The following is a 26626-nucleotide window of genomic DNA, read 5'->3' on the forward strand; positions in this document are numbered from 1 at the left end:
GGCCATGGCACGGAAAGTGACGACGCGACGCAAGGTGATCTCGACGCTCGCCGCCTGGCTGGTCGGCTTCGTGATCTTCTTTCCGATCCTCTGGATGGTTCTGGCAAGCTTCAAGACCGAACTCGAAGCCTTCGCGATCCCACCGTCGTTCCTGTTCTTCCACTGGACCACGGAGAACTATGCGACGGTCCAGGAGCGCAGCGACTACGTTCACCACGCGATCAACTCGATCATCATCGCCGGCGGATCGACCCTGATCGCCATGCTGATCGCGATCCCCGCGGCCTGGTCGATGGCGTTTTCGCCGACCAAGCGCACCAAGGACGTCCTGCTCTGGATGCTGTCCACCAAGATGATGCCGCCGGTCGGCGTGCTGGTGCCGATCTACCTGATCTACCGCACATTCGGCCTGCTCGACAGTCGCACCGGGCTGATCTTCATCCTGTGCCTCGGCAATCTGCCGATCGTGATCTGGATGCTGTTCACCTATTTCAAGGAGATCCCGAAGGACATCCTCGAGGCGGCGCGGATGGACGGCGCGACCATCGGGCGCGAGCTCGTCTATGTGCTGACGCCGATGGCGGTGCCAGGGATCGCCTCGACCCTGTTGCTCAATTTGATCCTGGCCTGGAACGAGGCGTTCTGGACGCTCAATTTGTCGACGCTCGAGGCCGCGCCGCTCACCGTGTTCATCGCATCTTATTCGAGCCCGGAAGGATTGTTCTGGGCCAAACTGTCGGCGGCGTCGACGCTCGCGATCGCGCCCATTCTCGTGCTCGGCTGGTTCAGTCAGCGGCAGCTCGTCCGCGGCCTGACCTTCGGCGCGGTCAAGTAGCAGAAAGGCTTTTTGCCATGGGTCAGATTACGCTGCAGGGTGTGCAGAAATCGTTCGGGCCGGTCCACATCATCAAGGGCGCCGATCTCGACATCGCCGATGGGTCCTTTGTCGTGTTCGTCGGTCCGTCGGGCTGCGGCAAGACCACGCTTTTGCGGCTGATCGCAGGGCTTGAGGACGTCACCGGCGGCGCCATCCTGATCGATGGACGCAACGTGGTCGACGTGCCGCCGGCCAAGCGCGGGCTGTCGATGGTGTTCCAATCCTATGCGCTCTATCCGCATATGAGCGTGCGCGGCAACATCGCCTTCGGCCTGAAGATGGCCAGACTGCCGAAGGACGAGATCAGCCGTAAGGTCGAGGCCGCCGCGGCAACGCTCAATCTGACGCCGTATCTCGACCGCAAGCCGCGCGAATTGTCCGGTGGCCAACGGCAGCGCGTCGCGATCGGGCGCGCCATCGTCCGCGAGCCGAAGGCGTTCTTGTTCGACGAGCCGCTGTCGAACCTCGACGCCGCGCTGCGGGTCCAGATGCGGCTCGAGGTGACGCGGCTGCAGAAGCAGCTTGGCACCACGGCGATCTACGTTACCCACGACCAGGTCGAGGCCATGACCATGGCCGACAAGATCGTGGTGCTGAACGCCGGCAAGATCGAGCAATACGGCTCGCCGCTCGAGCTCTACGAGAAGCCGGCGAACCTGTTCGTTGCCGGCTTCATCGGCTCGCCGAAGATGAATTTCATCACCGGCGCTCCGGCAAAACAGCAGGGCGCCGCAACCATCGGCGTGCGGCCCGAGCATCTCAAGGTCGAGCGCAACGGGCAGGGCTGGCAGGGCACGGTGGCGGTCGCCGAGCATCTCGGCAGCGACACCTTCCTCTATGTCGAAGCCGGACCGCTCGGGACGCTCACGGCGCGCTACATCGGCGAGCTGGGCCTGAGCCCGGGCGACCATGTGTCGCTGAGCCCGGAACCGGGGCGCATCCATCGTTTCGACGACAGCGGAAAGGCGATCCGCGCGTAAGACGCGGACGATCTTCTGGGTTGGACTCGCTCAGGCCGGGGCGACGCGCCCGCTCATCGAGGGGGCACAGGCAAAGGAAGAAGAAAATGTATCTCGAGAAATTCAAGCTCGGCGGCAAGACCGCCATCATTACCGGCGCCGGTCAGGGCATCGGACTGGCCTGTGCCGAGGCTCTTGCAGAAGCCGGCGCCAAGGTCATCATCGGCGATCGCGATGCGAAAATGGCCAGCGACGCGCAGGCGGCGCTGAAGGCCAAGGGATTTGACGCCGACATCGCGCTGATGGACGTCACCGATTCCAGGCGCGTCTCCGAGGTCGCCGACGAGCTTGTCGGCAAGTACGGAAAGGTCGACATCCTCGTCAACAATGCCGGCATCGCGCGCAGCGAGACGCCGGCCGAGACCGTGACAGACGAGCACTGGCTCAACGTCATCGATGTCAATCTGAACGGCACCTTCTGGTGCTGCCGCGCCTTCGGCAACCACATGCTGCAGGCGAAGTCTGGAACCATCGTCAATGTCGGCTCGATGTCCGGCTTCATCGTCAACAAGCCGCAGGAGCAGTGCTTCTACAACGCGTCCAAGGCTGCGGTGCACCATCTGACCAAGTCGCTCGCTGCCGAATGGGCGACGCGCGGCGTCCGCGTCAATGCGGTGGCGCCGACCTATATCGAGACCCCGCTGAACGCCTTCGTGAAGAACAGCCCCAGGATGTACGACGCCTGGATCGGCGGAACCCCGATGGCGCGGATGGGGCAGGTCGACGAGATCGCCTCCGTCGTCCTGTTCCTGGCCTCCGAAGCCGCCAGCCTGATGACCGGAAGCATCGTTTTGGTCGATGGCGGCTACACTTGCTGGTAAGCTCGCGCCGGGAGATCATGCTCAAACAGCAAGAGGGAGCGCGCTGACGTTTCGAAGAAACGTCGTCGCGCTCTGACGGAGCGGCAATGCAGCAGGCCTATATCGGGGTGGACGTCGGGAGCACCAGCGCCCGCGCGGGTGTGTTCGACGAGGCCGGAAAGCTTCTTGGTACGGTGCGGCACCCGATCCGCGTCTGGCATGAGGCCGGCGACATTGTCGAACAATCCTCCGACGATATCTGGGCGGCCTGCGTGGCTTCGGTGCGCGGCGCCATGCGCGAGGCGGGCGTCGCGGCCGAGCACGTCAAAGGCATCGGCTTCGATGCGACCTGCTCGCTGGTGGTGCTCGACACGGACGGGCGGCCGCTCACGGTCAGCACGTCGGGCGATCACGCGCGCAATGTCGTGGTCTGGATGGACCACCGCGCGATGGAGGAAACGCAGTTCGTCAACGCGACCGGCGACGGCGTGCTGCGTTACGTCGGCGGCCTGATCTCGCCGGAGATGGAGATCCCGAAGCTCCTCTGGCTGAAGCGGCACCTGCGCCCGAGCTTCGATGCCGCCGGACATTTCTTTGACCTCGCTGACTATCTCTCGTTCCGTGCCACGGGGTCACTGGCGCGCTCGACCTGCACCGTCACCTGCAAATGGACCTATGTGGCCGGCGAGGGCGGCTGGAGCGAGCGCTTCTTCAATCGCGTCGGGCTGGATGACTTCGCAACCGAGCGCTATGCGCGGATCGGCACCGAGATCGTGCCGCCCGGCTCGCCGCTCGGCCGCGGATTGTCTGATATCGCCGCGCTCGATCTCGGCTTGACGCCGGGGACAGCGGTCGGCGCCTCGCTGATCGATGCCCATGCCGGCGGGGTCGGCGCGATTGGCGGCCGCGACGTATCAGGCGCCGATGTCGATGTCTGCAGGCGGCTCGCCTACATCATGGGGACGTCGGCCTGCATCATGGCGACGACGGTCGATCCGTGTTTCGTGCCCGGCGTTTGGGGGCCGTATTTCTCGGGCATGGTCCCCGGCTACTGGCTGAACGAGGGCGGCCAGTCCGCAGCCGGTGCTGCGATCGATCATCTGCTCCGCTCGCATCCGGCGCACGCCGAAGTCCAGGCCGTGGCGAAGCGCGAGGGCGTCGATTTCATCGAATTCCTCGAGAAGCGCATCCTGGCGCGTAGCGGCGACGCGGGCACCGCGGCGCTGCTGGCGCGCAATGTTCACGTGCTGCCGGAGTTCCTCGGCAACCGCTCGCCCTATGCCGATCCGGGATCGCGCGCCGTCATCGCGGGGCTTGATCTCGACACGGATGTATCCGCGATGGAACGCCTGTTCGTCGCCGGCCTGTGCGGGCTCGCCTATGGGCTTGCCGATGTCATCGATGCGTTCCAGGCGCATGGCGTCGACGGTAGGACCATCGTGATCGGCGGCGGTGCGAGCCGCAGCCCGCTGGTCCGGCAGATCATGGCCGATACGACCGGCTACACCGTGGCGCTGCCGCAGACACAGGAGCCCGTGCTGCTGGGGGCCGCGATGCTGGGTGCGGTCGCAAGCGGCGCGCATCGCTCGATCAACGCTGCGATGGCTGGCATGTCGGCGCTCGGGCGCCTCAGCGAGCCGACCCGTCCTGAGATGGCCGAGTTCCATCGCAGGAAGCGCGGCGTGCACCGGATGCTGCGCGATCTCGATCGCGGCAGCCGCGAGGCGATGCGCAACGCGCCCGGCGGCGCGCCGCTGACATAGGACATTTGCAACCATGCTGCTCTCTTGCGGAGATGCGCTGATCGATTTCCTGCCGTCGACAACGGCCGACGGGCGCGAGGCCCTGACGCCCGCGGTCGGCGGCTCCTGCCTCAATATCTCGATCGGGACCGCGCGGCTCGACGTTCCCACCGGCTTTGTCGGTGGCATCTCGACCGACACGTTCGGCACCATGATCGCCGATCACGCCGCGAACTCGGCCGTCGATATCGGCTTTGCGACCCGTAGCGACCATCAGGCCACGCTCGCCTTTGCGCGCGTGACCGGGACCGAGACTCAATATGCCTTCTATGATGCGGATACCGCGTCGCGGAACTGGACCTATCAGCGCGGCGCGATCCCGCGTGCAGGCATTGAATGCGTTCATGTCGGCTCGACGACTCTTGTCAACGAGAAGGGCGCGGCCGAGACCCTCGCCCTGATCGCGGACATCAGGCAGTCGGCGACGATTTCCCTCGACCCGAATTGCCGGCCGAACCTGGTCAAGGACAAGGATGTCTACCGCGCGCGGATGGCGACGTTCTGTCGCCAAGCCGACATCGTGAAGATGTCGGATGTCGACTTTGCCTATCTGTTTGGCGATGAGCCCTACGCGACGAGGGCGGAGACCTTGCTGTCGGAGGGGACGTCCCTCGTCGTCATCACCCGAGGAAACCTTGGCGCCTGCGCCTGGCACCATCAGACGGGGTTGATCGAGGCCGAGGCGCCGGCGGTGAAGGTGGTGGATACGATAGGTGCCGGCGATAGTTTTCAGGCCGCGCTGCTGGCGGCGCTGTATCGGCTCGGCCGGATCGAGCGGCAGCGGTTACGGGATGTCAGTGCGGCGGACCTCAAGCGCGCGCTGTCCTTTGCCTGCAAATGCGCGGCCTTCACCTGTACGCGTGCGGGTGCCGATCCACCGCGCAGCCGCGAGCTTCCCGCCGACTACTGGTAAGCCGTCCGGGGGTATGCGGGACCGTGCCCGGCTCGCGTGCCGCCATGCGCCCGACGCGATGGACTTGCTGCGCTCAGCGCGGCACGATGTAGCTGTCATGGTCTGAAGCGAGCGCTTTCTTGGGATGAACGAAGATCTGTGCTTCCTGTCCGCCGTCGAGCTTCGCGCGCGCATGGTCCGCAAGGAGATATCTCCTGTCGAGGTCACCGCGGCGGTGCTGGCGCGCGCCGAGCGGCTGCAACCGGAACTGAATTGCTTCATCACGCTGTGCGCTGACGAGGCCATGGCACAGGCAAATGCCGCGGAGCGGCAAATCATGGCTGGCGAGCCGCTCGGCCTGCTGCATGGCGTTCCCTTCACGGTCAAGGACATCGTCAACACCAAGGGGGTGCGAACGACGTTCGGCGCGGTACCCTATCGCGACAATTTGCCGGACCAGGACGCCGTGGCCGTTGCGCGGCTGCGTGCGCAGGGCGGGATCCTGATCGGCAAGACGACGACGCCGGAGTTCGGCAGCAAGTGCCTGACCGACTCGCCGCTGTTCGGCCGCACGCGCAACGCCTGGAGTGCTGAACGCACCAGCGGCGGTTCCAGCGGCGGCGCTGCGGTCGCGGTGGCAAGCGGAATCGCGCCGCTGGCGGTTGCGACCGACGGCGGCGGCTCGACCCGGATTCCGGCTGCCTGTAACGGCGTCGTCGGGCTGAAGCAGAGCAACGGCGTGATCCCGCACAGCCAGGTGCAGGACGCCTTCGGCAACCAGACCTATGTCACGCCGACCACGCGCACCGTCGCCGATACCGCGCTGATGCTGCAGGCGATGGCGGGCGAACACGCATCCGATCCCTGGTCGATCGGCGTGCCCGTGCCCGACTACCCCGAGGTCGCAGCGCCGCGCGGCGATTTGCGCGGCCGACGGGTTCTGTTCTGCCTGTCGCCGCCCGGACGTCCGGTCACGTCAGACGTCGCGGCCGCCTTCAAGGCGAGCCTCGACCGGCTGGCGAGCCTCGGCGCCGAGCTCGAGGAATTCTCCGGCGAGGGCTTTGACATCGAGCCGATCTGGCGCGCCATCAATCACACCGCCTGGCGCACCCGCTTCGAGAAGCTCGCGGCCGACCATCCTGACGACTTGAGCGAAACGTTCCTCAAGCAACTCGCACTGGCCACGAAGGTCAGCGGCATCGATTTCCAGCAGGCGATGTTCGACCGCACCGCGTTGTTCCGCCGCGTGCAGGGGATGCTTGCGCGGGCCGACCTGTTGGCGATGCCGACCCTGACCCGCACCGCACTTCCGATCGACCAGGACCTGTTCGGCACCATCGACATCGATGGACAGAGCTTCGACAGCGTGCGGCCGCACTGGTTTCCCTGGACCATGTTGTTCAACATGACCGGGCACCCCGCGATCAGCATTCCGGCCGGCTTTGGCCGCGACGGCCTGCCGATCGGCCTGCATCTGGTCGGCCGCTTCCGTGGCGAGGTGGAACTGCTGCGCGTCTCGGCGCTGTTCGAGGCGTCGAGCGATCTGCTCGGCCGCTGGCCGGCCTGACCGTCCCCGACAGAGCGCTGCTAGGGGCTTGCTTTCGACCGCGAACATGTTGAAACGTGCGCCCATATCCATTGAAACCGGGAGCGCATGAGCGTCTTCATCCTACGGCGGATCTTGACCCTGGTGGCGACGCTGTTCGCCGCCTCGCTGATCATTTTCCTTGTGCTGGATGCGCTGCCCGGCAACGCCGCGCAGATGCTGATGGGCGCCGACGCCTCGCCCGATGCGGTGCGGGCGCTCACCGTCAAGCTCGGGCTGGATCAGCCGCTGACCCTTCGCTACCTGCACTGGCTCAAGGGCATGGCGGTCGGCGACCTCGGCAATAGCTATGTCTATGGGACGCCGGTGGCAGGCCTGATCGCCGAGCGGCTGGTGCTGACCATTCCGCTCGCGATCATGTCGATGCTGATCACGGTGGTGCTGGCGCTTGCCGCCGGTATCTACACGGCCGCCAATCACAACAAGCTCGGCGATGTCGGCGTGATGTCGCTGACCCAGGTCGGGATTGCGCTGCCGAATTTCTGGTTCGCGATCCTCCTGATCCTGCTGTTCTCGGTGAAGCTGCAACTGCTGTCCGCCGGCGGATTTGCCGGCTGGGACGACGGTATCTGGCCCGGAATACGCTCGCTGCTCTTGCCTTCGATTTCGCTCGCCGTGGTGCAAGCCGCGATCCTCGCCCGCGTCACGCGCTCGGCGGTGCTCGAGGTGCTGCGCGAGGATTTTGTCCGGACGGCGCGCGCGAAAGGGCTCGGCAAGCGCGAGGTGCTGTGGCGCCACGTGCTGCGCAATGCCATGATCCCGGTGATGACGGTGATGGGCCTGCAATTCGCCAATCTGCTGGCCGGCACCATCGTGATCGAGAACGTGTTCTATTTGCCGGGCCTCGGCCGTCTGATCTTCCAGTCGATCGCCAATCGCGACCTGATCGTGGTGCGCAACTGCGTGATGCTGCTGGCGGCGATGGTGGTGGTCGTCAATTTCGTGGTCGACGTGCTCTATGCATTCATCGATCCGCGCATCAAGGTTCATAACCTGTGAGCGCGCCGCTGACTGCTTCCGCCAATGCGCCCGCCGTGACGCCGGCCGCGAGGCCAGTGACGGGCTTCTGGCGCCGCGCGCTACGCCATCGCAGCTTCGTGCTCGGCGGCGTGCTCAGCCTGCTCGTGCTTGGCGCGGCGTTGCTGTCGCTGGTCTGGACGCCATGGTCGGCCTACGACATCGACGTGGCGTCGAAGCTGCGGCCGCCGTCGATCGCGCATTGGCTCGGCACCGACGTGCTCGGTCGCGACATTGTCTCGCTGCTCTTGGTCGGGGCCCGTTCCACCATCATGGTCGGTGTGGTTGCGGTCGGCATCGGCCTGACCTTCGGCGTCTGCCTCGGCCTGATCGCAGCCGCCCGCAAGGGCTGGACCGAAGAGCTCATCATGCGGATGAGCGACTTCACCTTCGCATTTCCCGCGGTGCTGTCCGCGATCATGCTTGCCGCCGTCGTCGGGCCAGGCATGGTGACCTCGATCACCGCGATCGGCATCTTCCAGATTCCGACCTTCGTGCGCGTCACCCGCGGATCCGCCAATGCTGTCTGGGCGCGCGAATTCGTGCTCGCCGCACGCGCGGCGGGGAAGGGCGCCTTCCGCATTACCATCGAGCACGTGCTGCCGAACATCATGTCGATCCTGATCGTGCAGGCGACGATCCAGTTCGCTCTCGCGATCCTCGCTGAAGCCGCGCTGTCCTATCTCGGGCTCGGCACGCAGCCGCCGCAGCCGTCATGGGGGCGCATGCTCAACGACGCCCAGACGCTGCTGTTCCAGTCGCCGATGCTCGCGGTCTATCCGGGTGCTGCGATCGCGGTCGCTGTGCTCGGCCTCAATCTCCTCGGCGACGGGCTGCGTGATCTGCTCGATCCGCGGCTGGCGCGGGAGCGTTGACCGTGAACAACTCCGCAGACGCACCGCTGATCGAGGTCAAAGACCTCAGCGTCCGGCTCAATACCAGCCGCGGTCCGGCGCAGGCCGTCCGTGGCGTCAGCTTTTCGCTCCGGCGCGGCGAGACGCTGGGGCTGGTCGGCGAATCCGGTTGTGGAAAATCCGTCACAGCGTTGGCGCTGATGGGCCTGTTGCCGGACAGCGCCGTCGTCAGCGGCAGCATCCGCCTCGACGGCGCCGAGCTCGTTGGCCTGTCGGACGCTGATTACTGCAAGCTGCGCGGCAACCGCATCAGCATGATCTTCCAGGAGCCGATGACCGCGCTCAACCCGATGCACACGATCGGGCGACAGGTCGCCGAGCCGTTGCGCCGTCACACCAATTGCTCGGCGGCGGAGGCGCGCAATAAGGCGATCGCCTTGCTCGATCGCGTCGGCCTGCCGGATGCGGCAAAACGTATCGATGCCTATCCGCACCAGTTCTCCGGCGGCCAGCGCCAGCGCATCACCATTGCCATGGCGCTCGCCTGCCAGCCTGACGTGCTGATCGCCGACGAGCCGACCACTGCGCTCGACGTCACGATCCAGGGCCAGATTCTCGATCTGATCGCTGATCTCGTCGAGGAGCGCGGCATGTCGATGATCCTGATCTCGCACGACCTCGGCGTCATCGCCGAGAATGTCCAGCGCATGATGGTGATGTATGGCGGCACCGTCGTCGAAAACGGCGAGACCAATGCCGTGTTCACACGGATGGGCCACCCCTATACGCAGGGCCTGTTCCGCGCCCGCCCGCGCCTCGGCGCGCGCAAGGGGACGCGGCTGAAGACCATTGCTGGCACCGTGCCCGAGCTCGCCGACCTGCCGGCCGGCTGCAGCTTCGCCGACCGCTGCGCGATCGTTCAGGATCGTTGCCGCACGGCGCTGCCGGCCGTGGTGGATGTCGGCGCCGGCCATGGTGTGCGTTGCCTCAGGACCGACGTCTCGATGACCGAGGCCGTGGGAGCCGTCCGCGCATGACCATGCTCGATCAGTCATCGCCCGCACGCGAGACGCCGCTGCTCGACGTGAAGGATCTCGCGCAACGTTACACGCTGCCGCGCGAAAGCGTGTTCAAGCCCGCGGCGCAGGTTCATGCGCTCAACGGCGTTACGGCACAAGTGATGGCGGGCAGGAGCCTCGGCGTCGTCGGCGAATCCGGCTCCGGCAAATCGACCTTCGCGCGGCTCGTGATGGCGCTGGAGCGGCCATCGTCCGGCTCGGTGTCGCTGATGGGGCGCGACCTGAATCAAATGCCGCCCGATGAGCTGCGCCGCGCCCGGCGCGATTTGCAGATGGTGTTCCAGGACCCCTATGGCTCGCTCGATCCGCGGCAGACCATCGCGCGCATCGTTGCCGAGCCGCTGACGGCGCTGGGGCGGATGGACCGCGCCACTCTGCGCGAGCGCGTTGCCACCGTGCTGCGGCAGGTCGGGCTGCGCGACGCCGACATGGACAAATTTCCGCACGAATTCTCCGGCGGCCAGCGGCAGCGCATTGCGATCGCGCGCGCGCTGATCACCCAGCCGAAGCTGATCGTCGCCGACGAGCCGGTCTCCGCGCTCGACGTCTCCGTGCAGGCGCAGGTCCTCAATCTGATGCAGGACCTGCAGGACCAGTTCGGATTGAGCTACATCCTGATCAGTCACGATCTTGCGGTCGTCGACCTGCTCTGCGACGAGATCGCGGTGATGTATCTCGGCCGGATCGTCGAGCAGGGGCGGCCGCAGGATCTGTTCGCGCATTGTGCTCATCCTTATACACGCGCGTTGCTCGAGGCGATCCCGCGCGCCCGGGCCGGCGGCGGCCGCCGGCGGCGTGGTGCGCAGGCGATCGCCTCGCAATCGGCTGACGCGATGGGGTGTCCCTATGCGGCGCGCTGCGCGCTGGCCGACCAGCATTGTCGCGAGACCGCGCCTGCGCTACGGACGGTCGGACAAGCGCATCTGGCCGCATGCCACCACGCCGAAGCCGTGATGGCGATGCCGCTGGTGGCGGCGGAAGGAAGTTAGCCATTTGCAAGAGACTAGCTTAGGCTGGTGACCTGCGAAGTCCGGGGAGCAAGCGTATGTTGAAGAGACTTTCCATTGTTGCGGTGATTGCCGCATTTGCTGCAGCGCCGCTACCGAGCCTGGCGCAGGGCAAGAAGGACAGCGTTGTCATGGGCATGACGCTGGAGCCGCCGGGGCTCGATCCCACCACCGCGGCGGCCGCGGCGATCGCCGAGGTCACGCTCTATAACCTCTACGAGACGCTGACCAAGATCAATGAAGACGGCTCAGTAGCGCCGCTGCTCGCCGAGAGCTGGCAGGCCTCGCCCGACCTGAAGACCTACACTTTCAAGCTCCGCAAGGGCGTCAAATTCCACAATGGCGCGCCGTTCGATTCCGCGGCGGTGAAATTCTCCTATGAACGCGCCGCGGCGCCGACCTCCACCAACAAGGACAAGAGCCTGTACCAGGCCTTCGAGTCCGTGACGGCGCCCGATCCGGAGACGGTCGTGGTGGCGCTGAAATATTCCGAACCGAATTTGCCGTTCCTGCTCGGCCAGGCGACAGGCTCGATCGTCGAGCCGAAAAGCGCGCCGACCGACGCCACGCAGCCGGTCGGCACCGGGCCCTACACGCTCGGCGGCTGGGTCAAGGGATCATCGATCACGCTGGTCAAATGGCCCGACTACCGCAACGCCGCCGCGATCAAGCTCTCCAAGGTGACGATCCGCTTCATCGGCGATCCCGCCGCCCAGGTGGCGGCGCTCCTGTCAGGCGACGTCGATGCCTATCCGCGGGTCGCGGCGGCGCGCAGTCTCGCGCAGTTCAAGGCCGATCCGCGCTTCAACGTGCTGATCGGCGGCTCCAAGGCCAAGACCATTGTCGGCATCAACGAGCGGAAGAAGCCGCTCGAGGACGTCAGGGTGCGTCGTGCCATCCTGGCCGCAATCGACCGCAAGGCGATGATCGATGGCGCCGTCGACGGCTTCGGCACGCCGATCGGCAGCTTCTACACGCCGGGCTCACTTGGCTATGTCGACACCACGAGCATCAACCCTTACGACCCCGAAAAGGCCAAGAAGCTGCTGAGCGAGGCCGGCGTCACCACGCCGCTCGAGCTCTCGCTCAAGCTGCCGCCGCCGCCTTACGCGCGGCAGGGCGGCGAGATTCTCGCGGCCCAGCTCGCCAAGGTCGGCATCGTCGCCAAGATCGAGAATGTCGAATGGGCGCAGTGGCTGTCGCAGGTCTTCGCCGGCAACGGCCCGCACAATTTCGACCTCACCATCGTCTCGCATGTCGAGCCGTTCGATCTCGTCAAGCTGACCGAGCCGGACTATTACCTCGGCTACCAGTCGCCGGCGTTCAACGATCTCTACAAGCAGATCATGGCAACACCGGTTGAGGCCGATCGTGCCAAGCTGCTCGGCGATGCCCAGCGCATGCTGGCAACCGACGCGGTCGCCGGCTTCCTGTTCCAGCCACAGTGGATCACCATTGCGAACAAGAAGCTGAAGGGCGTGTGGAAGGAAGTCCCGCAGTTCGAGAACGACTTCTCGGCCTGGTCCTGGGAGTGACGCCCCTGTGCTGCGGGAGGCGGTTGTCTCCCGCAGAGTGTGTGGGCCGCGCTTGACGCGTCGTCTCATTTTATATGCTGCGCCGCAAAGGCTCCGCGCCCCATGGCGACCCAATGCGGTCTCTATCGCGCTGAACGGCATCAGCTTCTTTCCGCGGTGCCGATAATGCAGCTGCTCACCCGGTCGGCGCTTCGCATTGCGCGCATGAGTTGTTTTTTTGCAAGACGGCAGTAAGCTGGAACCGGTCCATCGAAACCTGCCGGCGTTTTCCGACCTAGTTATTGCAGTGCAACCATCGACCCTACGGTTGTCTCCGTCTGCGGGCAGTCAGGTATTTGAAGGGGCAGCAGCAAAATCCATCCGTAACATTGCAACCAAGTAATAACGGGGGAGATCATGACCAATGTGAAAGGACTTGCGATATTCGCCGCCACGATCGGCCTGTTGTCCGGCTCAGCTTTGGGCCAGGAGGTCAAGCAAGAGAAGCGGCAGTCGGTTCTGGGCAATGCTCCTGTGCCGCCAGTGACCCAGGAGCAGCTCAACGCCGCCGACAAGAACACACGGGACTTCCTGCTTACCAACGGCAACTACGCCCAGACGCGCTTTTATCCCGGCAAGCAAATCAGCCGCGACAATGTGAAGAACCTGCGCGTCGCCTGGATCTTCCAGACCGACGTCAAGGAATCGCTCGAGACATCCCCGATTGTCGTCGACGGCGTGATGTATGTCACGACCTCGTTCAGCCATGTCTATGCGCTTGACGCCAAGACCGGCCAGGAGCTCTGGCACTATGCGCACAAGATGGGGCCGATCACGGTCTATTGCTGCGGTCCCAACAATCGTGGCATCCAGATTCTCAATGATCGGGTCTATCTGGCGACCCTCGACTCCAAGCTGATGGCGCTGAACGCCAAGACCGGCGAGGTGGTCTGGACCACCAACATCGCCGATCCCGAACTCGGCTACAGCGAGACGATGGCGCCGACCGTCATCAAGGACAAGGTGCTGATCGGCACCAATGGCGGCGAATACGGCGTCCGCGGCTTCGTGCGCGCCTATGACGCCAAGACCGGCAAGCAGCTCTGGAACTTCAACACCATTCCGGAGAACTCCGTTGGTGTCTGGGCGACCAAGGACGCCACCGGCCGCGACATGCACCGCAACATCCAGGCCGAGAAGGATATGCTCGCCAAGATCGGCGATCCCTATGCCAAGCTCGGCGGCGGTGTGTGGCAGAATCCCGCAGTCGACCTTGCCACCAACCGAATCTACTTCATGGTTGGCAACCCATCACCCGACCTCGACGGATCGAACCGGCCGGGCGACAACCTCTACACAAATTCCCTGGTGTCGCTTGATCTCGAGACCGGCAAATATGTCTGCCACTTCCAGTATATTGCCCATGACGTGTGGGACCTCGACGCGGTCAGCCCGCCGGTGCTCCTCAACGTCAAGGACAAGGACGGCAAGACCATTCCCGGCGTGATCCATGCCGGCAAGACCGGGCACATCTATGTGCACGATCGCAAGGACTGCAGCCTGATCCGCTTCTCCGAGGCAATGGTGCCGCAGGAGAACATGTGGGTGCTGCCGACCAAGGAAGGCGCGCGGATGCTGCCGGGCGCCAATGGCGGCGTCGAATGGTCGCCGATCGCGACCGACCCGGGACAAGAACTGGCCTACGCTATCAACCTGCACCAGCCGATGACCTATCGGGTCGAGATCTCGCCCTATCCGAACGGCAAGCTGTGGCTCGGCGGCGCGTTCACGTCGATCCCGGGCGAGCAGCAATCCGGCAACATCACCGCGGTGAACTACAACACCGGCAAGATCAAGTGGCAGGTCAAGACGCCCGAGCCGATGATCGGCGGCATCCTCGCTACCGCCGGCGGCCTGGTGTTCACCGGCGAAGGCAACGGCAAGTTTGCGGCCTACAATTCCTCCAACGGCAAGGAGCTGTGGAGTTTCCGCGCCGGCGCCGGTGTCAATGCGCCGCCGTCGAGCTACATGGTCGGCGGCAAGCAGTATATCGTGGTCGGCGCGGGCGGTAACACTCAGATCGACTACAAGCGGGGCAACAACATCATAGCCTTCACGCTCAACTGAGCTGATCGCTCCCATTTGCGGCGAAGCGGGACCCGTTCGGTCCCGCTTCTGTTTCCTTCGGATGAACGGATGACTGGCAGACTTTCGATGTGCGCCGCCGTGCTGCTTGTGCTCGGGGCCGGCGCGCGTGCGGAAACGATCGAGGAGAGGGCTCAGGTCTGCGCCGGATGCCATGGCGAGAATGGCAAGCCGGTCGACAAGACGATCCCGACCATCTGGGGCCAGCAAGCCGGCTATCTCTACATTCAGCTCCGCGACTTCAAGCGTGGCGACCGCAAGAACGAGATCATGGAGCCGATCGCCTCGCAATTCGAGCGCGACGACATGCTGGCGATCGCCGAATATTTCTCGCAGAAGCCGTGGCCCGATCTCGGCCAGCCGCGCGCGCCGAAGGACATCGCGGAGAAGGCGGTCAGCGCCAGCCGCTCGGTCGGCTGTCCGGCCTGTCATCTCGACCGATTCCAGGGCGACGGTACCGTGCCGCGGCTTGCCGGCATGGGACGCGATTATCTCGCCAAGACGATCGCCGATTTCCGCACCCGTGCGCGCGGCAATAACCCCGGCATGTCGGATTTAATGCTTGCGACGTCGCCCGACGACCTTGCCGCGCTGGCGGATTATCTGGCGGGGCTGTGAGTGCGATCAGCGCGGCGTTAGTTCCTGGCGGAGCGCCGTGAGAACGGTCAGATCGGCGGCGCGCTTGCCGGCCTTGTCCTTCAGGCTCGGATCGGCGCCGTGCGCGAGCAGCGCCTTGACGATCGCGGGATGATTGCCCTCGGCGGCGATCATCAGCGCGGTGCGCCCACGCGCGTCGGCAGCGTCGATCTTCGCGCCCGCATCGAGGAGATAGGCGACGACCTCGAGCGCCTGCGTCTCCGGGACCGCCTCGTCGGGGCCCGACGCCCACATCAACAGCGTGAGCTCGTTGGCGTAGCGGGCGTTGACGTCGATATGCTGCGCCAGCAACTGCCTGACGATGCCGAGCTGGCCGCTCGCGGCGGCATACACGACCGGCGGCTTGCCGGTGTCATCAGCCTTGCGGCCGTCGGCGCCGCGCGCCAGCAGCATGCGCACCACCATGTCCCTGCCGGCATAAGAGGCGGCCGCGACCGGAGAGGCGCCGCTGCGGCCGGTGAGGTTGACGTCGGCGCCGCGATCGAGCAACCGCTGCACGATGGCGACATGGCCGCGGTCCGCAGCGAAATAGAGCGCGGTTGCGCCATCGAGGTTGCGCGCATCGACCGGAGCGCCGCGCGAAAGCAAAAGGTCGACCATCTCGAGATGGCCGGAGCGGGCGGCTTGGCTCAGCGGTCGGGCGCCGAGCCGGTCGCGCGCGTCGACGGAAGCGCCCCCGTCGAGCAAACGGGTGGCGAGGTTGACGCAATTGGCGTTGGCTGCGGCGAACAGCGTCAGCGACACCTCGATGGCGGTGAACTGGGCCTTTCCCGTCTCGTATTTGCGGGTCAGCTCGCGGCACCGCGCAGGGTCCTGCGCGGCGAGGCCGGTGTGCGTTGCGCCGGCGACGAACAGCGCGGCGAGAGCGATGCGACGATACACAATGCGGTCCTCCGCCACGGCGATCTCGACAGCACCGCCGTTTCGGTCAGCGTCGCACGATCTCCTTGAGCTGCCAAGCCGCGTGGGAGCTAGCCGGCCGGCCCCGTGGTCACGTCGACGACCGTTCGTGCAACTTTCGCGATCGCCGCATTGCATTGCTCCGCGGGAGCCTGCGCGCCGGTCAGATAGGTCGTCACCACGATCGGCTTGCGGCCGGGCGGCCAGAACACGCCGATATCGTTCGCCGTGCCGCGTTCGCCGGTTCCGGTCTTGTCCGCAACGCGCCAGCCGCTCGGGACACCGGCACGCAGCCGTGCGTCGCCGGTTTTGTTGGCGACCATCCAATCCGTCAGTTGCTGGCGCGACGGCGCCGACAATGCATCGCCGAGGAGGACGCGCTGCAGGTTATTCAGCATCGAGGTCGGGCTCGTGGTGTCCCGTGGATCGCCGGGAATGCCCTCATTCAGCGCCAACTCCCAGCGATCGAGCCGGCTCACGGTATCGCCGATTGTACGGAAGAAACTCGTGAGGCCCGCGGGGCCACCAATCTCGCGCAGCAACATGTTGCCGGCGGTGTTGTCGCTCCGCGTGATGGCGGCTTCGCAGATCTCGGCGAGCGTCATGCCGGACGCGACTCGCTCCTTGGTGATCGGCGAGTTGGCCAACAAATCCTTGGCCTCGAACTGCACGTGTTGATCGAGGCTGGATTCGCCGCGGTCGACCCGGCGCAGCACGGCGGCGGATGCCAGCGCCTTGAAGGTGCTGCACATCGGGAAGCGCTCGTCGCCGCGCAGAGCTGCACGTAACCCGGTCTCGGTGTCGAGCGCGGCGACGCCGAGCCGGCCGCCGGTGTCCTGCTCGATGCGAGCAAGCTCCTGTTGCAGCCGTTGCACTCGGTCGCCGTGCCCCTGTGCGGCGCTCTGTCGCGGCAGCGTGAAGGAGACCGCGAGGCCTAGGGTGCGCAGTCCGAAAGTCCGTCTCGTCAGCATGTCGATTCTCCGTTGACGGCGCGAACCTGCCGAACGGCGTGACGGCGTACAAACAATCATTTATACAGCGAGGCATGAGAAAAACTTGGTCATGACGACGTGCGCCGGCATCTTCCGCTGAACGCGCTGCGCGCCTTCGAGGCGTCGGCACGGCTTCTGAGCTTCACCCGCGCAGGGCTCGAGCTGCGCGTGACGCAGACCGCGATCAGCCATCAGGTCAAGCAGCTCGAGGACATGCTGGGCGCGAGCCTGTTCCGCCGCTTGCCCCGCGGCCTTGTGCTCACCGATGAGGGATTGGCGCTGCTGCCGGTTTTGACCGATGCGCTCGACCGCATCGGTACCGCGATCGACAGGATCGAGGCAAAGGGCACGCGCGAGGTCGTCACGGTCGGCTGCGTCGCGACGTTCGCGACCGGATGGCTGCTGCAGCGCATCGACCATTTCAAGCGCGCGCATCCCTATATCGACCTGCGCCTTCTCACCAACAACAACCGCGTCGATATCGCGGGCGACGGCCTCGATCTCGCGCTCCGCTTCGGCGATGGGTTCTGGCACGGCACCGAGGCGATCCATCTGCTGGCTGCGCCGCTCTCGCCGGTGTGCCGCCCGGATGTCGCGGAACGGCTGCGCAAGCCGTCGGATCTCGCCAAGGAATTCCTGCTGCGCTCCTACCGGGCCGAGGAATGGCCGCTGTGGTTTGCGGTCGCGGGCGCGCCGTGTCCGAAGATCCAGGGGCCGATCTTCGACAGCTCGGTTGCGATGGCGGAAGCCGCGTCGCGCGGCGTCGGCGTGGGGCTGGTGCCGATCGCGATGTTCGAGAACGAGCTGAGTTCGGGCCGGCTGGCCCGGCCGTTTGTCGCCGAGGTTCCCGCGGGATCCTATTGGCTGACCTGGCTGAAGTCGAAGGAGCTGACGCCGGGCATGCGTGCGTTCCGCGACTGGATGCTCGACACGTTGCGGACGGATGCGAGCGATGCCGACGACGAGGCGCCCGCGCGGGAGACGATCCGCAAGCGGCCCGCAAGAGCGAAAGTGAAAGCAAGGGCCAGGGCGAGTGCCGCACGGACAAAGCGGCGGCGCTAGCGCCGCCGTAATCATGCCAGGTGGCAGGAGACAAAATGCCCGTTGCTTCCTTCCCTCAGCTCGGGCGCGCTGTGCCGGCAGCGCTCCACGGCGATCGGGCATCGGGTATGGAAATGGCAGCCCTTCGGCGGATTCATCGGGCTCGGCACGTCGCCCTTGAGACGAATGCGCGCGCGCTTCGCCTTGGGATCAGGCACCGGCACGGCCGAGAGCAGCGCCTTGGTGTAGGGATGCTGCGGGTTGCGATAGAGGTCGCTCGCCTTGGCGAGCTCGACGATACGGCCGAGATACATCACCGCGACGCGATCCGAGATGTGCTCGACGACCGAGAGGTCGTGCGCGACGAACAGGTAGGTGAGATTCAACTCCGCTTGCAGGTCTTCCAGCAGGTTGATCACCTGCGCCTGGATCGAGACGTCGAGCGCCGACACCGGCTCGTCGCAGACCAAGAGTTTCGGTTCCAGCGCGAGCGCGCGGGCGATCGCGATGCGCTGGCGCTGGCCGCCGGAGAACTCATGCGGGTAGCGGCGCATGTGCTCAGGCTTAAGCCCGACCTTGACCAGGAGGCTCGCGACGCGCTCGTCACGCTCGCCGGCCGACGTGATCAGGTTGTGAATGATGAAGGGTTCTCCGAGGATCGCGCCAATCGTCATCCGCGGATTGAGGGAAGCGAACGGGTCCTGGAACACGAGCTGCATGTTCCGCCGCATCGCGCGCAGGTCGCCGCCACCGAGACCGGTCACGCTCTGCCCGTCGAACACCACCTCGCCGGAGGTCGGCTCGATCAGGCGCAGCACGCAGCGCCCGGTGGTGGATTTGCCGCAGCCAGATTCGCCGACCAGTCCCAGCGTCTCGCCGCGATTGACCGAGAACGACACGCCGTCCACCGCATAGACCTGACCGACCTCGCGCGACAGCAGCCCGCCCAGCACGGGAAAATGCTTCTTGAGATCGGTGACGCGCAGCAGGGGCTCGGTCATGGCGCATCTCCGAGATGGCAGGCCATGCGATGGCCGGGTGCGATTTCGCGCAAGCGCGGCTCCTTCTCGGTGCAGATGCTCATCGCGTATTTGCAGCGCGGCGCGAAGCGGCAGCCGGGGGTCGGATTGATCAGGATCGGCACCGAGCCGCCGATCGCCTCGAGCCGTGTCTTTTGCTCGGCGGCGAGGTCGATGCGCGGGATCGAGCGGATCAGGCCCTGGGTGTAGGGATGGCGCGGATCGGCGAACAACGCATCGACATTGGCCTCTTCCACCACCTTGCCGGCATACATCACGACGACGCGCTGCGCGGTCTCGGCGACCACGCCCATGGCATGGGTGATCAGCATCACCGCCATGCCGAAGCGCTCCTTCATGTCCTGCAGGAGGTCGAGGATCTGTGCCTGAATGGTGACGTCGAGCGCGGTGGTCGGCTCGTCGGCGATCACCAGCTTGGGCCGGCAGGCCAGCGCCATCGCGATCATCACCCGCTGGCGCATGCCGCCGGAGAACTGGTGCGGGTAATGGTGCACGCGTCCTTCGGCGTTGGGGATCTGCACCAGCTTCAGCATCTCGATGGTGCGCTCAAGGGCCTGCTTCTTGGTGACGGCTTCGTGGCGGCGCAGGCTTTCGGCGATCTGCTCGCCAATGGTCAGCACCGGGTTGAGCGAGGTCATAGGCTCCTGGAAGATGAACCCGATCTCCTTGGCCCTGATGTCGTCGAGCTCATGGCTCGTCAGGGGTACGAGGTCGCGGCCCTCGAAGATGATCTCGCCTTCGACGATGCGGCCCGGCGGCATCGCGATCAGCTTCAGGATCGACATCGCGGTCACGGTCTTGCCGCAACCGGACTCGCCGACCACGCACAGCGTCTCGCCCTTGTTGATGCTGATGTCGACGCCGTCGACGGCCTGCACGATGCCGTCGTCGGTGGCGAAATGGGTCTTCAGGCCCTTGATCTCGAGCAGCGGCGCCATCAGATCACCTTGCGCGCATCGAGCGCGTCGCGCAGGCCGTCGCCGATGAAATTGATCGAAACGACGGCGATGAAGATGGCGGCGCCGGGAAACAGCGCCCAGTGCGGACCGATATCGAGAAAGTCCTTGGCGTCGTAAAGGATGCGCCCCCAGGTCGGTGTATCCGGCGGGAAGCCGAGGCCGAGGAACGACAGCGTCGATTCCGCGATGATGGCGGCGGCGACGTCGATGGTGCCGGCGATGATCACGGGTCCCACCGCATTGGGCAGGATGTGGCGCACCACCTGCCGCACCGGGCTTGCGCCGAGCGCGCGGGCGGCTTCGACGAACTCCTTTTCGCGAAGCGAGAGGAACTGGGCGCGCACCAGCCGCGCGACCGGCATCCAGCGTAACCCGCCGATCACGAGCACGATCAGGATGAAGATGCCGCCCTCCGGGCCGAACACGGTCTTGAGCCCGTCGCGGAACAGGTAGATCAGCAGCAGCAGCAGCGGCAGTTGCGGCAGCGAGAGGAACAGGTCGGTCAGCCACATCAAGGCGTAGCCGAGCGGGCCGCGCGACATGCCCGCGACTGAGCCGATCAGCGTGCCGACGATGACCGACACGATCATCGCGGCGAGCCCGACCGCCAGCGAGATGCGTCCGCCATAGATCATGCGGGCGAGGATATCCTGGCCGAGATCGTCGGTGCCGAAGGGATGGCCCAATGAGGGGCCCTGGAGGCCGGCCACCACGTCGATGTCGTTGATCGAGACGCGCCAAAGGAACGGCCCAATCACGACGGCCAGGATCAGCACCAGCAGCAGGCCGGCGCTGACCACGGCCGGCCGGTGCCGGCGATAGCGGCGCCAGGTCTCGCGCCAGGGCGAGTACGCCTTCCGCTCAGCGGAAGGAGATGCGAGGGTCAAGCCAGCCATAGAGGACATCTGCGATCAGGTTGAACAGCACCACGAGACACGCGAAAACGAAGGTCACGGCCATCACGACCGGCGTGTCATTGGCGAGGATGGATGAAATCAGCAGCGAGCCGATGCCGGGAATGCGGAAGATCTGCTCGGTGACGATGGCGCCGCCGAATACGGCCGGCATCTGCAGCGCGATCAACGTGACGACCGGGATCATCGCGTTGCGCATCACGTGCTTGACGATCACCTTGACCTGTCCGAGCCCCTTGGCACGCGCGGTCGTCACGTAGTCGAGGCGGATCACGTCGAGCATGGCCGAGCGCACGAAGCGGGTCATCGACGCCGCCTGGAACAGGCCGAGCACCATCACCGGCATGATGGCCTGCTTGATCATCTCCAGCATCCAGGGAATGCCGCTTCCGGGAACATCGGTGTAGACGAAGGGCAGCCAATCCAGCTTCACCGAGAAGATCAGGATGAACAGGATGCCCGTGAAGAATGTCGGCAGCGAGAAGCCGATGAACGCAAAGGTGTTGGCGATCTGGTCGAAGATCGAATAGGGCCGGGTGGCCGCAAAGACGCCGACCGGGATCGCGATCAGGAGCGCGAGCAGTTGCGACGAGCCTACCACGTAAAGTGTTGCAGGCAGGCGCTGCAGGATCAGGGTGTCGACGTCGATCCGGCTGACGAAGGAAAAGCCCCAGTCGCCCTGCGCCATCGCCACGAGCCAGCGCAGGTAGCGAAGATAGATCGGGTCGTCGAGCCCGAACTTGGCGCGAAGTGCGGCCTGCACTTCGGGAGGCACGTTCGGGTTGGTCGCCAGTTCGCTGAACGGATCGCCCGGCGCGAGCGCCAGCACGACGAACAGCACGAGCGAAATTCCGAGCAGGCTCGGGATCGCGATCAGCAGGCGACGCAGGATGTACTGACTCATGAAGCAACAATCCGCCTGGGGCATGATCCGGAAACATGGAGAGCGGTTTCCGGCAAATATCATGCCGAACTAGGGAGTGGAGCACGATGACCTTGGCCGGGTCACCGTGCTTGCCCGTGTCTCAGGCCTCGCGGTACCAGTCCTGCAGATTGTCGGTTTGGTTGGCCCAGCCGGACAGCGCCGGCCGCAGCGTATTGGAGCAGGCCTCGACCGCGAGGCGATGCATCACGGGAATCACGACAGTGTCCTGCCACATCAGGTCATTGCACTTGATGTAGAGGTCCGCCCGCTTGATCGGATCGGTCTCGGTATCGGCCGCGTCGACCGCAGCGTCGAAATCCTTGTTGACCCAGCGCGGGAAGTTACGGCCCTGCCACTTGTTCTCCTTGGTGGCGACGTCGCGCGAGTGGTAGCGGCGCATATGCAGGGCCGGATCGGGTTGCGTCATCGGGATCTGGAACATCTCGATGTCGGCGTAGAACTTGGCATAGGTGTCGGGGTTGGCGACGTCGGAGGAGAAGAACACCGAGGCCACCACCGATTTCAGCTCGACGTCGATGCCGGCCTTCTGGCAAGCCTGCTTGACGATCGCCTGGGTCTTCTGGCGCGGGCCGTTGATCGAGGTCTGGTACAGCAGCTTCAGCTTCTTGCCGTCCTTCTCGCGGATGCCGTCGGCGCCGGCCTTCCATCCGGCCTGGTCCAGCAGCGCGCTCGCCTTCTCGATGTTGAACTCCCACCTGGTGTTCTTGGACACGAACTCTTCGGGACCGTTGAGATAGTTGGCGGTGGTGCGGCCGGCGCGGCCGTAGATCGCCTTCTTGACGGATTCGCGGTCCACCAGCAGCGCAAGCGCCTTGCGCACGGTCGGATCCGACAGGATCGGATGCTTGGTCTTCATCGACGAACGTTCGCCGTCGACCTCGGTGTTGGGATCGGTGAAATTGATCGCGATGAATTCGATGTCGCCGCCGACGGCGTAGAGGGTCTTGCCCTTGCCGCCCTTCTCCAGGCGCAACAACACTTCGTCTTCCACCTGGATGTTCCAGGCAAAGTCATATTCGCCAGTCTGGATCACGGCGCGCGCGGCCGAAACGGCGTCGCCGCCGCCCTTCATCTCAATCGTGTCGAAATACGGCCGGTTCGCCATGTGGTAATCGGGATTGATCTCGCCGCGCACCAGATCGCCCGGCTTGAACTCGACGAATTTGTAGGGGCCGGTGCCGACCGGCTTCAGATTGTTCGGCGCCTCGCGCGATTTGCCACCCTTGTAGTCGGCGAACAGATGCTTCGGGATGATGCAGCCATAGCCGCCGACAAAGGCGTTGGCCCAGAACGGCGTCGGCTCCTTGAAGGTGATGCGGATGGTGAGGTCGTCGACCTTTGCAACGGTCATGCCGGCATAGGTGCCGCTCGAGACCGCCGCCGTCGCCGGATCGGTGGCATATTCCCAGTTGAAGACGAGATCGTCGGCGGTCACCGGCTTGCCGTCGTGCCATTTGACGCCGGGCTTGAGCTTCCAGACCACCGACTTGGCGTCGGCTGCGAGCCCGCCGTTCTGGATCGAGGGAATTTCGGCGGCGAGGATCGGGTTGAGATGGCCGTCGGCGTCCCAGCTCGCCAGCGGCTCATAGAAGATGCGCGAGCCGTCCTGGTCCTTGGTGCCGGTGGCGAAATGCGGATTGAGCAGGGTCGGGCTTTGCCACCACAGGAGTTTCAGCGGGCCGCCGCCGCCGCGCTTGGTCGGCTTGTAGGGGTTGGGGCTTTGCGCCATCGCGACGCCGCCAAGGCTGAGGATCTGGTTGGCCATTGGTGCGGTGAGGCCGACAGCGATCATGCGTTGGACGAAGGCGCGGCGATCCATGCGCCCGTCCTTCACGTCGCCGATCATGGTTCGCAGGTTTTTGTCGAACATCGTTGCCCCTCATCCGTTCCGGTTTGATTGCGGCGCCGCGGAAATCGGCCGCCGGGTCATTGGCGGCAGATGGCACACCGAATGACCTCGCAGGTCAACGCCTCACGCGCCCCAACCCATAGGTCTTTTGGCTATCGCTTGTGCAAAATGCCTCGCCGGCGCACGTGGCTTCGGCATTTTCGCGCCATAGTGCGCTTCCCAGCCCCCTGAATTGCGGAAAATTTGTTCGTTATCCTTTGTTCCAATAATTTTCTGACGCGCACCGCGGATCCGGTCCGGGGTGCGCATTCGTTGCGTGTGCGGTCAGGCCAGCGACATGTCCAACGGCGGTGCAACATTGTCCGGCAGCGGGCTGACATAGGGGGTGCGGGCGGTCCGCTTCTTCAGGTCCGCCTTGGCGGCGGCGATCAGGTCCGGCTCCAGCAGCGCCTTGACGCCGAGGCCGGCCATCGCCTTGGCCGCCTGCACCATCGCCTTGTGGGCGGCGGGGGTCTTACCCTGCGCCACCACCTGCCAGGTGTGGAACGGCGTGCCGATCGCGACCGTCGGCGCGTGGACCTGAACGGTCGGCACCACCCAGCTGACATCACCGACATCGGTCGAGCCGATCAAGGGATTGCGCTTGGCGTCAATGGGCACCAGGAAATCGGCCAGCGGCCGGTCGGTCGGATCCATCCCGATCGCATAATAGACAGAAGCGATGTCCTTTTCGGTCAAGGTCGCGCGGATCCTCCCGGCAAAGTCCCGGTCCGCGTCGTCGAAGTGCGGCGGGCCGAGCTCCTCCATGATCCGGTGCAGCGTCTCCTCCAGCGGCGTGTTGGGCAGGATATTGGAGACCGCGGAGATGATCTTCATCTCCACCTTGGTCTCGGTCATCAGCGCAGCGCCCTGCGCGATCTTGTGCACGCGCTCGACCAGCTCGTTCATGCCGGGCAGGTCGCGCGCGCGGATCGAATAGCGCACGCGGGCATGGGCCTGCACCACGTTGGGCGCGATGCCGCCGGTGTCGAGCAGTGCGTAATGCACGCGGGCGTCGCTCGGCATATGCTCGCGCATGTAGTTGACGCCGACATTCATCAACTCCACCGCGTCGAGCGCGCTGCGGCCGAGATGCGGCGAGGCCGAAGCATGCGAGGTGCGCCCGGTGAAGGAGAAGTCGGCGCGGGTGTTGGCCAGCGACGGCGTCACCGCCACTTCCCAGAAGCTGTGCGGATGCCAGGTGATGGCGATATCGGCGTCCTCGAAGGCGCCGAAGCGCACCATGAAGGCCTTGGCCGCGCCGCCTTCCTCGGCGGGGCAGCCGTAATAGCGCACGCGGCCCGGCACCTTGTTGGCGGCGAGCCAGTCCTTCACGGCGGTGGCGGCAAGCAGCGCCGAGGAGCCGAGCAGATTGTGGCCGCAGCCATGGCCGTGGCCGCCGGCCGCGACGGGGCGATGTTCGGCGACGCCGGCTTCCTGGCTGAGGCCGGGCAGGGCATCATATTCCCCGAGGAAGGCGATCACCGGGCCGCCCTCGCCCCATTCGCCCATCACCGCGGTCGGGATGCCGGCGACGTTCTCGGTGATGCGAAAACCCTGGTGGCGCAGCTCGGCCAGATGTTCGGCGGATGAGCGGGCCTCGGTGTAGCAGACCTCCGGCATCGCCCACACCCGGTCGCTCAATTCGATGAAACGCGGCTTGATCGCGTCAACGCCGCGCCACACATCACTACGGTTGTCCATGCTCCGATCCTTAAACTTGCAAGGCTGATCTGAAGCGCGAAAGGCTAGCAGCTTGGCAGAGGCGCGCCTAGCGCCCGCCGGCAGGGCAGGTTTTCCGCCATGTCACGTCTTGGTGTAGCGAGTCGCTGGGCCATCGGTCGACGCCGAAGCCTAATCCGGCTCTTGCTTCCTGCGTGCCGCGCTTTTCAGCTCCCGATCGATGATCATGCAGACCCGGCGCTGTGCGAGCAAGCCGAGCCGCACGCGCGTGGTGCCGCTCCGGCGTGTGCCGTTGATTTCGAACGACCAATGCCAAACATCCGGTTCGATTTGAATGAGTGTGTAGGCGATATCCCGATGACGATAGATCAGCTGCTTCATGGCGTTTCTTTTTGCGAGCCGGAAGCTGCTTAACGAGATCGAGCGACCTAAAACATCCGGACGACTACCTACGCATTTGGTCTAAATGTCGTGTCCGCGCGGCGGAATTCCGACGGGGTGATTAGAGGTCGTCGACTGGTCCTTGTGTTGTGCGTGTGGGCCTTTTGCCAGGACCGCCAGGGAGTCAGAAATATTCCGCAATATCCGCGAGCCGCCGGTGCGCGGATCGGCTCGTGCGGCGACGTCATTGCGAGGAGCTCGCGACAAAATTGCAATGCAATTTTGCGCTGAAGCGACGAAGCAATCCATCGCTCCGTATATGCTGAGGTATGGATTGCTTCGCTTCGCTCGCAATGACAGTATTGGCTGATTCAGTTGTCAAACAGCGATGAGGATGTGCGTCCGCATTCTCGCGACGTGAATCGTCCGAGCCCTGCGTCTCGTTCCACCCTCCTGAAGAACAGAGGGCGCAGGGAAAGCCGGGTGCCGATCGCACCCATGGGTCCCGTGCAGCAAAAAGCACGGGAGGTAGGACCACAGGTGAAACCGGATTCACTCCGGCTTTCCCTGCGCGATGGTTTTACGGTTTCCTTCGTGCTCTCCCCGGCGAGAC

General features: G+C 65.1%; 23 protein-coding genes. 14 read left to right on the forward strand and 9 right to left on the reverse strand.

Annotation, left to right across the window (positions count from 1 at the left end):
- Nucleotides 1-4: 4 nt before the first annotated feature.
- The 13 genes from ACFFWD_RS41730 to ACFFWD_RS41790 all read left to right on the forward strand — a co-directional run bounded on the left by ACFFWD_RS41730 (nt 5) and on the right by ACFFWD_RS41790 (nt 15230).
- On the forward strand, nt 5-835 hold the full coding sequence (locus ACFFWD_RS41730; protein WP_376975223.1) for a carbohydrate ABC transporter permease: 831 nt from the start codon (nt 5-7) through the stop codon (nt 833-835).
- Nucleotides 836-852: 17 nt separating this feature from the next.
- The gene (locus ACFFWD_RS41735) at nt 853-1857 is read left to right on the forward strand and encodes an ABC transporter ATP-binding protein (protein WP_376975224.1); all 1005 of its coding nucleotides are present in this window, start codon (nt 853-855) and stop codon (nt 1855-1857) included.
- A gap of 86 nt (nt 1858-1943) precedes the next feature.
- Nucleotides 1944-2717: an SDR family NAD(P)-dependent oxidoreductase gene (locus ACFFWD_RS41740; protein WP_376975225.1), complete on the forward strand. Its 774-nt coding sequence runs from the start codon at nt 1944-1946 to the stop codon at nt 2715-2717.
- Nucleotides 2718-2803: 86 nt separating this feature from the next.
- On the forward strand, nt 2804-4459 hold the full coding sequence (locus ACFFWD_RS41745; RefSeq protein WP_376975226.1) for an FGGY-family carbohydrate kinase: 1656 nt from the start codon (nt 2804-2806) through the stop codon (nt 4457-4459).
- Nucleotides 4460-4472: 13 nt separating this feature from the next.
- Nucleotides 4473-5411, forward strand: a complete 939-nt coding sequence (locus ACFFWD_RS41750; RefSeq protein WP_376975227.1) for a carbohydrate kinase family protein — start codon at nt 4473-4475, stop codon at nt 5409-5411.
- A gap of 124 nt (nt 5412-5535) precedes the next feature.
- Nucleotides 5536-6957: an amidase gene (locus ACFFWD_RS41755; protein ID WP_376975228.1), complete on the forward strand. Its 1422-nt coding sequence runs from the start codon at nt 5536-5538 to the stop codon at nt 6955-6957.
- Between the two features lie 87 nt (nt 6958-7044).
- Nucleotides 7045-7995 carry an ABC transporter permease gene (locus tag ACFFWD_RS41760; RefSeq protein ID WP_376975229.1) on the forward strand — a complete coding sequence of 317 codons (951 nt, stop codon included), beginning with the start codon at nt 7045-7047 and terminating at the stop codon, nt 7993-7995.
- Entirely contained in the window at nt 7992-8888 is an 897-nt protein-coding gene (locus ACFFWD_RS41765; protein WP_376975230.1) for an ABC transporter permease, read from the forward strand. Before ACFFWD_RS41760 ends, ACFFWD_RS41765 begins: the two co-directional genes overlap by 4 nt.
- Nucleotides 8889-8890: 2 nt before the next feature.
- Nucleotides 8891-9904 (forward strand): ABC transporter ATP-binding protein, encoded by a 1014-nt coding sequence (locus tag ACFFWD_RS41770; RefSeq protein ID WP_376975231.1) that lies wholly within the window; start codon nt 8891-8893, stop codon nt 9902-9904.
- Nucleotides 9901-10935 carry an ABC transporter ATP-binding protein gene (locus ACFFWD_RS41775; RefSeq protein WP_376975232.1) on the forward strand — a complete coding sequence of 345 codons (1035 nt, stop codon included), beginning with the start codon at nt 9901-9903 and terminating at the stop codon, nt 10933-10935. The genes ACFFWD_RS41770 and ACFFWD_RS41775 overlap by 4 nt, the downstream gene beginning before the upstream one ends.
- 56 nt (nt 10936-10991) lie before the next feature.
- Nucleotides 10992-12488, forward strand: coding sequence for an ABC transporter substrate-binding protein (locus tag ACFFWD_RS41780; RefSeq protein WP_376975233.1), 1497 nt, complete (start codon nt 10992-10994; stop codon nt 12486-12488).
- 396 nt (nt 12489-12884) lie between these two features.
- A complete protein-coding gene (locus ACFFWD_RS41785; protein WP_376975234.1) occupies nt 12885-14594 on the forward strand; it encodes a pyrroloquinoline quinone-dependent dehydrogenase in 1710 nt (569 codons plus the stop codon).
- A 69-nt stretch (nt 14595-14663) separates the two neighbouring features.
- Nucleotides 14664-15230 carry a c-type cytochrome gene (locus tag ACFFWD_RS41790; protein WP_376975235.1) on the forward strand — a complete coding sequence of 189 codons (567 nt, stop codon included), beginning with the start codon at nt 14664-14666 and terminating at the stop codon, nt 15228-15230.
- A 6-nt stretch (nt 15231-15236) separates the two neighbouring features.
- Here the strand turns inward: ACFFWD_RS41790 and ACFFWD_RS41795 are convergent, their stop codons facing one another.
- Nucleotides 15237-16169: an ankyrin repeat domain-containing protein gene (locus ACFFWD_RS41795; RefSeq protein ID WP_376975236.1), complete on the reverse strand. Its 933-nt coding sequence runs from the start codon at nt 16167-16169 to the stop codon at nt 15237-15239.
- 71 nt (nt 16170-16240) lie between these two features.
- Nucleotides 16241-17140, reverse strand: coding sequence for a class A beta-lactamase (bla, locus tag ACFFWD_RS41800; RefSeq protein ID WP_376975237.1), 900 nt, complete (start codon nt 17138-17140; stop codon nt 16241-16243).
- 99 nt (nt 17141-17239) lie between these two features.
- Between bla and ACFFWD_RS41805 the strand changes: the two genes are divergently transcribed.
- A complete protein-coding gene (locus tag ACFFWD_RS41805) occupies nt 17240-18223 on the forward strand; it encodes a LysR substrate-binding domain-containing protein (RefSeq protein ID WP_376975238.1) in 984 nt (327 codons plus the stop codon).
- Between the two features lie 11 nt (nt 18224-18234).
- On the opposite strand, the gene ACFFWD_RS41810 is transcribed toward ACFFWD_RS41805, so the two are convergent.
- The 7 genes from ACFFWD_RS41810 to ACFFWD_RS41840 all read right to left on the reverse strand — a co-directional run bounded on the left by ACFFWD_RS41810 (nt 18235) and on the right by ACFFWD_RS41840 (nt 26013).
- Nucleotides 18235-19203 (reverse strand): ABC transporter ATP-binding protein, encoded by a 969-nt coding sequence (locus ACFFWD_RS41810; RefSeq protein ID WP_376975239.1) that lies wholly within the window; start codon nt 19201-19203, stop codon nt 18235-18237.
- Complete coding sequence (locus tag ACFFWD_RS41815; protein ID WP_376975240.1) at nt 19200-20180, reverse strand: ABC transporter ATP-binding protein; 981 nt, start codon at nt 20178-20180, stop codon at nt 19200-19202. Before ACFFWD_RS41815 ends, ACFFWD_RS41810 begins: the two co-directional genes overlap by 4 nt.
- Nucleotides 20180-21097, reverse strand: a complete 918-nt coding sequence (locus ACFFWD_RS41820) for an ABC transporter permease (protein ID WP_376975241.1) — start codon at nt 21095-21097, stop codon at nt 20180-20182. The genes ACFFWD_RS41815 and ACFFWD_RS41820 overlap by 1 nt, the downstream gene beginning before the upstream one ends.
- Nucleotides 21063-22019, reverse strand: coding sequence for an ABC transporter permease (locus ACFFWD_RS41825; protein WP_376975242.1), 957 nt, complete (start codon nt 22017-22019; stop codon nt 21063-21065). The genes ACFFWD_RS41820 and ACFFWD_RS41825 overlap by 35 nt, the downstream gene beginning before the upstream one ends.
- A 121-nt stretch (nt 22020-22140) precedes the next feature.
- Nucleotides 22141-23931: a peptide ABC transporter substrate-binding protein gene (locus ACFFWD_RS41830; RefSeq protein WP_376975243.1), complete on the reverse strand. Its 1791-nt coding sequence runs from the start codon at nt 23929-23931 to the stop codon at nt 22141-22143.
- A gap of 303 nt (nt 23932-24234) precedes the next feature.
- A complete protein-coding gene (locus ACFFWD_RS41835; RefSeq protein ID WP_376975244.1) occupies nt 24235-25653 on the reverse strand; it encodes a M20 family metallopeptidase in 1419 nt (472 codons plus the stop codon).
- Nucleotides 25654-25803: 150 nt separating this feature from the next.
- A complete protein-coding gene (locus tag ACFFWD_RS41840; protein ID WP_376975245.1) occupies nt 25804-26013 on the reverse strand; it encodes a hypothetical protein in 210 nt (69 codons plus the stop codon).
- Between the last annotated feature and the right edge of the window lie 613 nt (nt 26014-26626).

Source organism: Bradyrhizobium erythrophlei, from assembly GCF_042430365.1.
In the GTDB taxonomy this organism is placed as follows: Bacteria; Pseudomonadota; Alphaproteobacteria; order Rhizobiales; family Xanthobacteraceae; genus Bradyrhizobium; species Bradyrhizobium erythrophlei.